This window comes from Rhodococcus sp. P4_B6 (assembly GCF_056402215.1).
Genome location: NZ_JBFUHV010000280.1, coordinates 1 through 7,454 on the forward strand (window position 1 = coordinate 1; position 7,454 = coordinate 7,454).

6 protein-coding genes and 1 pseudogene are annotated in these 7,454 nt (G+C 63.5%); 1 reads left to right on the forward strand and 6 read right to left on the reverse strand.

Features of this window, described 5'->3' with window-relative positions; all coding sequences use genetic code 11:
- Together AC1DWT_RS48255 and AC1DWT_RS48260 are read right to left on the reverse strand one after the other, a co-directional pair.
- Positions 1 to 1,184, reverse strand: a 1,184-nt coding sequence (locus AC1DWT_RS48255; protein ID WP_477925981.1) for a serine/threonine-protein kinase, incomplete at its 3' end; no start/stop codon positions are given.
- Positions 1,185 to 1,291: 107 nt separating this feature from the next.
- The gene (locus tag AC1DWT_RS48260) at positions 1,292 to 1,798 is read right to left on the reverse strand and encodes a MarR family winged helix-turn-helix transcriptional regulator (RefSeq protein WP_095862004.1); all 507 of its coding nucleotides are present in this window, start codon (positions 1,796 to 1,798) and stop codon (positions 1,292 to 1,294) included.
- 125 nt (positions 1,799 to 1,923) lie between these two features.
- Between AC1DWT_RS48260 and AC1DWT_RS48265 the strand changes: the two genes are divergently transcribed.
- Positions 1,924 to 3,366, forward strand: coding sequence for an MFS transporter (locus AC1DWT_RS48265; RefSeq protein ID WP_477925982.1), 1,443 nt, complete (start codon positions 1,924 to 1,926; stop codon positions 3,364 to 3,366).
- A 625-nt stretch (positions 3,367 to 3,991) separates the two neighbouring features.
- On the opposite strand, the gene AC1DWT_RS48270 is transcribed toward AC1DWT_RS48265, so the two are convergent.
- The 4 genes and pseudogenes from AC1DWT_RS48270 to AC1DWT_RS48285 all read right to left on the reverse strand — a co-directional run.
- Positions 3,992 to 5,194: an NAD(P)/FAD-dependent oxidoreductase gene (locus tag AC1DWT_RS48270; protein ID WP_477925983.1), complete on the reverse strand. Its 1,203-nt coding sequence runs from the start codon at positions 5,192 to 5,194 to the stop codon at positions 3,992 to 3,994.
- Between the two features lie 817 nt (positions 5,195 to 6,011).
- Entirely contained in the window at positions 6,012 to 6,488 is a 477-nt protein-coding gene (locus AC1DWT_RS48275) for a hypothetical protein (RefSeq protein ID WP_477925984.1), read from the reverse strand.
- Positions 6,489 to 6,813: 325 nt separating this feature from the next.
- Complete coding sequence (locus AC1DWT_RS48280; RefSeq protein WP_378688729.1) at positions 6,814 to 7,227, reverse strand: nuclear transport factor 2 family protein; 414 nt, start codon at positions 7,225 to 7,227, stop codon at positions 6,814 to 6,816.
- An 11-nt stretch (positions 7,228 to 7,238) separates the two neighbouring features.
- A pseudogene (locus AC1DWT_RS48285) lies at positions 7,239 to 7,454 on the reverse strand (cyclase family protein); the annotation flags it as partial.

Below are 7,454 nucleotides of genomic sequence, written 5' to 3' on the forward strand. Positions count from 1 at the left end.
GCCATACACCGTGCTCGAACTCGCGGCCATACACCGTGCTCGAACTCGCGTTGCATGCTTGCTGCGATTCGCAATGCCAGTCGCGTCTTGCCGACGCCACCGGGTCCGGTCAGCGTCACCAAAGGTGAAGACGTCAACATCTTCTTCGCTTCGGTCAGCTCCCGGCGACGTCCCACGAAACTCGTCAATTCAACAGGCAGATTTCCTGCTGCGCGCGGGCGGTGATCGTGCGCCCGGCGTCCCGCGACTGCAGGCGGGCGGCCACGGTGTTGTTCTTCGCTACCAGTACGCAGGGCCATGTCGTCGACAGTGAATTCATGGTGATGTTGCAGTCGCTGCAGGTCTTCACCGAAGCTTGCGGCAGTGGCATGGCGCCGGCCCGGTGCCCGAGCCATCGCGCGTGCGATCGATTCGGCAACATCGTCGGGGATTCCCTGCTCGCGGAGGTCGGGCACAGGTTCCGTCGTAATCCTCAGGAACTGTGCTACTACCTGTTCTCCGCTCTGCCGTTCGAATGCGGCATGCCCGGTGACCGCGCTGAACACGGTGGCACCTATGCCGTAGATGTCAGTGGCCGGTGTCGGTGGATCGCCGGCCAGTACCTCGGGCGCGGTGTACGCCGGCGTGCCGGTGACTGTTCCGGTTCCGGTCTCGAATCCGCCCGCCACATGCGCGATACCGAAATCGGTCAGCACCGGCTCACCGTAGTCGTCGAGCAGGATGTTCGCGGGTTTGATATCGCGATGAAGTACTCCGAGCCRATGCGCAGTCTCGACTGCTCCTGCCACCCTGATCCCCAACCGTAAGGCTTCCGGCAGCGACAGCGGTCCACCTCGGCGAAGTCGCTGATCGAGAGAGTCCTGCGGGTAGTACTGCATCACAATGTATGGGAGGCCGGTCCCGGTCTCGCCGACCTGCAGGATGTTGACGATGTTCGGATGCCCGGTGAGTCTGCCCATCGCGCGTTGTTCTCGAAAGAACCGCGCCCGGTTCTCCTCGTCGAGATCTACGGTGAGCACCTTGACGGCAACAATACGGTCGAGGGCACTTTGCGTACAGCGATAAACCACTCCGAATCCGCCTCGACCGATCTCGTGTGCCGCATCGAACCCCGCGCCCTGCAGCTCTGCAACGACGTCGGGTGAACCGTATCGCTGGGTGCCCAGTGGATCCCCGTCATGCATCGGATCACTGACCCGCGCCGTCGAACAACGGTGAACGTAGCGACCTCACGAGATACGACATACAAAACCTCTCGACACCTACCCCCAGCGTATCGCTCGCGCGCTGCTCACGAGTGCCGTTCCTTCCGGTCGCCGCGGTCGGAAGAAGCCGAGGGGACAACCGGACGGGGCCACGGGTGTCCTGTAAGGCGCTCGATGTCGGTGTTGAATCGCTCGAGCCAACGAGCGAACTCGGCGACTTCGTCCGGATCCCAATCAATTAGTACGCGTTCCAGGCCTGCAATGGCCCACTCGCGGTCGGCCTCGAGATGGCTGCTGCCCTTCTCGGTGATCCGAAACTTGCGAGCGATCCCACCCTCCGGATCAGGAATGCGCTCGACGAGATCGGCCTTGAGGAGGGCGGCGGTCTGTCGGTTGAGCGTCGAAGTGTCCAACGCGAATGCCTCGCTGAGCTGGCTGATGGACATCGGCCCCTGCACGCTCAGACGGCTGAGCACCGTGTATGCACTGCGGTCCAAACGCTCGGGAGTGTCGCGTCGCGCCGGACCGAGAAAGTGAAGGTGTCGGCCGAGCAGCATCGTCTCGAACTCGATCAGGTGCGTGGGCTTTTGCATGTGTCTCTTCCGTCACTCCAACCAGCGGCCGTATGGCACATCAATGTGCACTATGCATAGTCTATGCGCAATACACATTTTATGCATAGGGCAACCTCGCCCGATTTCGAGACTGGAGTCAACTAATGAGCAGTGCGGTGACAGCCGAGGCCCGCTCGGCACCACCCGGCGTACGGCCAGGCGCCCTGGTCGCCGTTCTGGCCTTCACCGGCATTACGTCCGCCTTGACCCAGACCCTGGTCGTTCCGCTCATCGCAGACCTTCCTTCGATCCTGAACACGACCTCGGCGAACGCATCATGGGTGATTACTGCGACGCTGCTGGCAGCCGCTGTCGCCACCCCGGTTACCGGACGGCTCGGCGACATGTACGGGAAGCGGCGGATGCTGCTGCTCTGCACCCTGCCGCTCATTCTGGGTTCAGTGGTGTGCGCGCTGTCCTCGTCGCTGGTACCGATGATCGCCGGTCGCGCGATTCAGGGCCTGGCCGCCGGCCTGATACCTCTGGGAATCAGTGCAATGAAGGATCTCCTTCCGCCGGAGCGCCTGAACTCCTCGATTGCCCTGATGAGCGCTTCGTTGGGAATCGGAGGCCTCCTCGGCCTCCCACTTGCCGCCATTGTCGCTCAGAACGCGAACTGGCGAGTGCTGTTCTGGGTCGTCGCCGTGCTCGGCGTCGTGGTCTTCGGTCTGTTGTGGCGAGTCGTTCCCACGATCCCCATCTACGGCGAGTCCGGCAGATTCGACATTGTTGGGGCAATCGGCTTGGGGACGGCGCTGGTATGCCTGCTGCTCACCGTATCCAAGGGCGCTACCTGGGGATGGACGAGCACGATGACACTCGACCTGTTTGCCGCCGCGGTCATCGTGCTGCTCCTCTGGGGATGGTGGGAACTGCGACGGACCGACCCGCTGGTAGACCTACAGGTGACTGCACGTCGGCCGGTGCTTCTGACCAATGCGGCCTCGATCGTGGTGGGATTCGCGATGTACGCCCAGTCGCTGATCGTGCCGCAGCTCCTTCAGCTGCCCGCTCAAACCGGCTACGGACTGGGGCAGTCGATGCTCGCCATGGGGCTGTGGATGGCGCCCGCCGGACTGGTGATGATGGCGGTATCCCCCATCGGCGGCAAGCTCTCCTCCGCGCGCGGGCCGAAGATCACCCTGTTCATCGGCTGCCTCATCATTGCCGTCGGCTACGGCTCTTCGATGCTACTCATGGGTTCCACATGGGGTCTGGTGATCGTCACGTGCATCGGTACAGCCGGAGTCGGCTTCGCGTACGGCGCGATGCCCGCGCTGATCATGAGCGCAGTACCGCGGTCCGAGACGGCCTCGGCCAACAGCGTCAATACCCTGATGCGTTCGGTCGGAACATCGGTGGCCGCAGCGGTTGTCGGCCTGGTCCTGTCTCAGATGAGCATGCAGTTCGGTGAACACAGTGTTCCCTCGGAGGCCGGATTCCGTACGGGCATGCTCATCGGCTGTGGCGTCGCGCTCGTCGCAGCCGCGATCACACTGGCGATCCCGGCCGCTCAACGTAGCCACTCTCCGATGGCCAAGGCCTGAGGGACACGACGGACGCCACCAGCCGGGCTGCCCGCCGCCGAGGGCAGCCCGWCTGGTGGCGTGAATACACAGATCGAGAGCCGCAGAAGCGCTCACCCGAGCGAACTCGAGGGCAGCAGTCCGGATCGAGTCAAGTCATCATTACCTAGGGGTTCGATGGGCCATCGACGTATCGATCCTTCTCTGGCACAGCGTAATCAACGCGCTCTGAGTTTCGGGATCAATCCTAGGACCACCCCCCTGCAGCAGTATGGTCAGCACTCGCCGATAGAAGGCGGCCACAGAGATCCCGAAGTCCGGGAAAATGTACTCGTCGCCGCCGAAGGGGCCCCAGCGAATAGCAAAATCAACCATCTCGGCGGCACGAGCGGCCCCAGGTGTGGGTTCCTGCCGGCGCCCATCCTCAGTTCGAGAAGACAGCTGGAGGGCAGCAGTACGTGCGCTGCCCGGTGCCGAGGTGTCCATGAGATTCCCCAAGGTTGTGAGTTCGGATATGACAATCGAGATGGTGGGCTGACGATCGAGGAGGCGGGGCGACCGTCGAGTGAGCGCTCCAGGCGTCCGTCTCTCTCGGAAGCTGCGCGGAGCAGCCGCCCGGCTCAATCGCGAGATTCCCTCCTGATGTTCAGTGACTCGGGCCGGAAGCACCGACAGCGTCGAGTGAATCGAGAATGTCCTGGCGGCGGAGACGGACTTGCTTGGGCATGTTCCACCCGAGGACACCGGTGACCCTGCCATTGCTGCGGTAGCGGGCGACGAATCGGCGGCTCGAGACCTCACCGTCGACGATGTCGACCTCTGCGCCAGTAGGCAGAGACCCGTAGACCTGGAGCTTGACGTCGAACTGGTCGGTCCAGAAATAGGGCACCGGCACGTATGGCTGATCTGCACCAAGGATTGTGGACGCAACGGCGGCAGCTTGTTCGGTGGCATTGGTTCGGTTCTCGAGCCGGACCAATTTGCCGAGGTGCTCGTGGCGCCACCGGGCAACGTCGCCGACCGCGTAGATGCCTTCGGCGGCTCGGCAGCGCGAATCGCACACCACCCCGTCGTCGAGGGTCAGTCCGCTCTCGCGGAGCCAATCTGTCGCGGGGACAGCACCGATCGCGACGACCACCACATCGGCGGGCAGTACCTCCCCGGTACCGAGTTGCACCCCGCTCACGTGTCCGTTGTCGGCGGTCAGACTGGTGACCGTGGTTCCCAGGCGCAGCTCTACCCCACGTCCGGTGTGTAGTTCCGCCAGCAGACCCGAGACGAAGGGGCCGACCTGCAACGCCATCGGCGCCGGCTGCGGCCCGGTCATGGTCACGTCCAGTCCAAGCGCTCGGCCAGTGGCTGCGATCTCGGCGCCGAGGACGCCTTCTCCGACGACTACCAGCCGCGACCCGGCCAGCATGTCGGACCGCAGAGCCAGGGCGTCTTCGAGAGTGCGCAGAACGTGCACCCCGGATAAACCGTTGTGCCCGGGCAGCACCCGTGCACGCACGCCGGTGGCAATCACGACGGCGTCTGCCTCGAGTCGACGTCCGGACTGCGTGAGGACAGTCCGGGCACCTGGGTCGAGGGCAACCGCCCGGTCGCCGAGGATGAAATCGGCGGTCAGCACCGAGAGGGCTTCCGCGGTCCGCAGTGTAGACCGCTCAGGCGCCCATGCCCCCGACAGGACTTGCTTGGACAGCGGCGGTCGGTCGTACGGGGTGTGCAACTCGTCACCGACAACGGAGATTTCACCCGTGAATCCCTGGCGGCGCAGGGCCTCTGCCGTGCACAACCCGGAGGCCGATGCGCCGACCACCAACACCCGTTCGGGTGTCGGGGCGGTCATGCCATGCCTCCGTCCGCCGCAGTCGACAGGCACTGTTGCGCCAAAGGTCGAATCTCCCTCACGGAAGCCCCGAAGGGCAGTGCCGTACGACAGGCACCGGCTTCTTTCCTGCGTTCGTCAAGCCTCATGTGCAACTCCCGCTTCCACTTTGGTGTGCAGCGCATCAGTTGAGTAATTTAGACTAATCGGTCAGTACAATCAACGGCACCGAATCGTCCGTTGCGCGGAGCGCCGTGTGCTAGCCTACATAAGATGTACCGATCGGTCGAGTTATCGACCGATCGCATCAGACACGGGCCTCGAGAGGTCTCCTCTCAACGGCCCCGACACACGAATGGTCGATGGACACACGGACATGTCGGAGGCCCCTGCCGACCTCACCTGAATCGATCTTTTCCGGCTACAGAAGGCTGACCGATTCATTGCCGCAGACCTAGGAGGTCTTCCCAATGCGCTTGCTCATCATTGAMGCTGCGATTGCGTGCGCCACTCTGATCGCGCCTCGACGAACAGCCRTATCAATCAAACGAATCCTCACGGATATCGCGGTCGCACGAGCCGATGCACGGTGGTTGGCTATGGTCGCGAGCACACAAGAAGAGTCGTTCTCCAGCCATTCTTCTTTTCACAGCGAACTGGCCGAGCCAAGATCCGCGACCCGTTAGGCCGGCATCGCACTGATCCACAGTTCGACTTCCGCCGATTTCCCATAAAAAATTCGGCGTGCCCCAGGCGGGCACTCGCCCTCAGCAAGACTCCCCCGACGCCGCTCGCGCGATGCCCGCAAACATGCTGGACCACATCACATCACAACTTGTCAGGGCGCAACTTCGCTGACGATCAGCTCTGCGAACTCGGCCGCGATGAGTTCCTCGGTCGGGTTCGGTGCCAGTGGTATCAGAACGACCCCGTCGGCGATCCCCACCGCACAGATGTCCTGAATCAGGCCGCTCAGCCCCTGGACGGTACCTATGTATCTCATGGGGCGGCGACGCCGGTCGCAGGCATGCAACTCCGCGTGGGGAATTGCTCCGGTATTTTCGAGGCGTGCAAGCGCGCGACGTGCCTCGCGGGCTGTCGTGTCGATGAGCACCTCGATCTCCAGCAGTAGAGGGCTGGCCTCCCGGTCCTCGATCGTAATCGAGCTGGATTGCCGTTGCGCGTCACCGAGGTCGGMTGCTACCAGCCGAGTGCTGGACGGGCTCACACCTTTGCTCGGGTTCCCCGTGGCCCAGACAATCTGAACTTCGTCTCGGTGCGTCATGTACACCACTGGCTCGGTCTTCATCTGCATGGCACCCATCTCGGTTGCGGATCTGTCGGAAAGGCTTGACGTCGCGCGGCCGTTCAGGCGGCCGGAAGTCGATTGTGCGGTGGCAGCGATATGCGTCCGCGGCTCACACGAGGGACACCCTGTTGAGCGCACACATCAACTCGCTCCGTTCCAGTGCAACAGCAAGACCAGAATCCCGCCACAACCGTTCTCGCACAGCGTATCCGCGCTCCGGCGTGAACATGTCATCCGAACGGCGTGCGCTCCGTACGAACGAGCACAGCCGCTGGGCGGCCCCGACGAGAGCATCCCCGCCGGGGGCCACCTGATGTGCGGTACAACCCAGTCAGGGCTGGAAGCCGATGTACTCGTCGGACCTGCGCCGTAGGAGCCAGCGTTCTCCGGACACCTCGAACTGATCGTGGTAGCGCGCGACGATCGCCACCGACCACCCGACGCCATCATGCTTGAGCATGATCACGTCACTCGTCGCCTTCGCTGTACGGTCGTTCCATTCGGTGAGGACCGTATTGGTGACCACGTGACGTTGGGGCTTGGCCGGATCCGGCTGCCAGCCCGGTTGCGAGAACGCCGCCCGGATGGCATCGGCGCCCTCGAGCGTCTTGAAGCCGGGTATCTCGACCACCCCGTCCGGCCAGTACAACGCGACCATGTCGTCGACCCGGCCGTCGTCCTGTGCCTGGGCATGCGCGGCGATCGTCGCCTGAATCCCCGAGTGCACCTGTGCGTGTGTGCTCATCGGCCGGTCTCCTACTTGAGCACGATCGGGGTGACGGGGGATCCGGCGGAGTTGGTGACCTTCAACCCCGGAGCGCAGAACAGGAACTCCCACACCCCATCGGCCTCACAGTCCGCCGCCAACTCCTCGAGGTTGAACATCTCCCCGAGCGTCAGACCCATATCCCGGACGCACCCGGAACCGAACGGAATCGTCGCACCCGGAACCGGGCTCGGCCACACCTCACC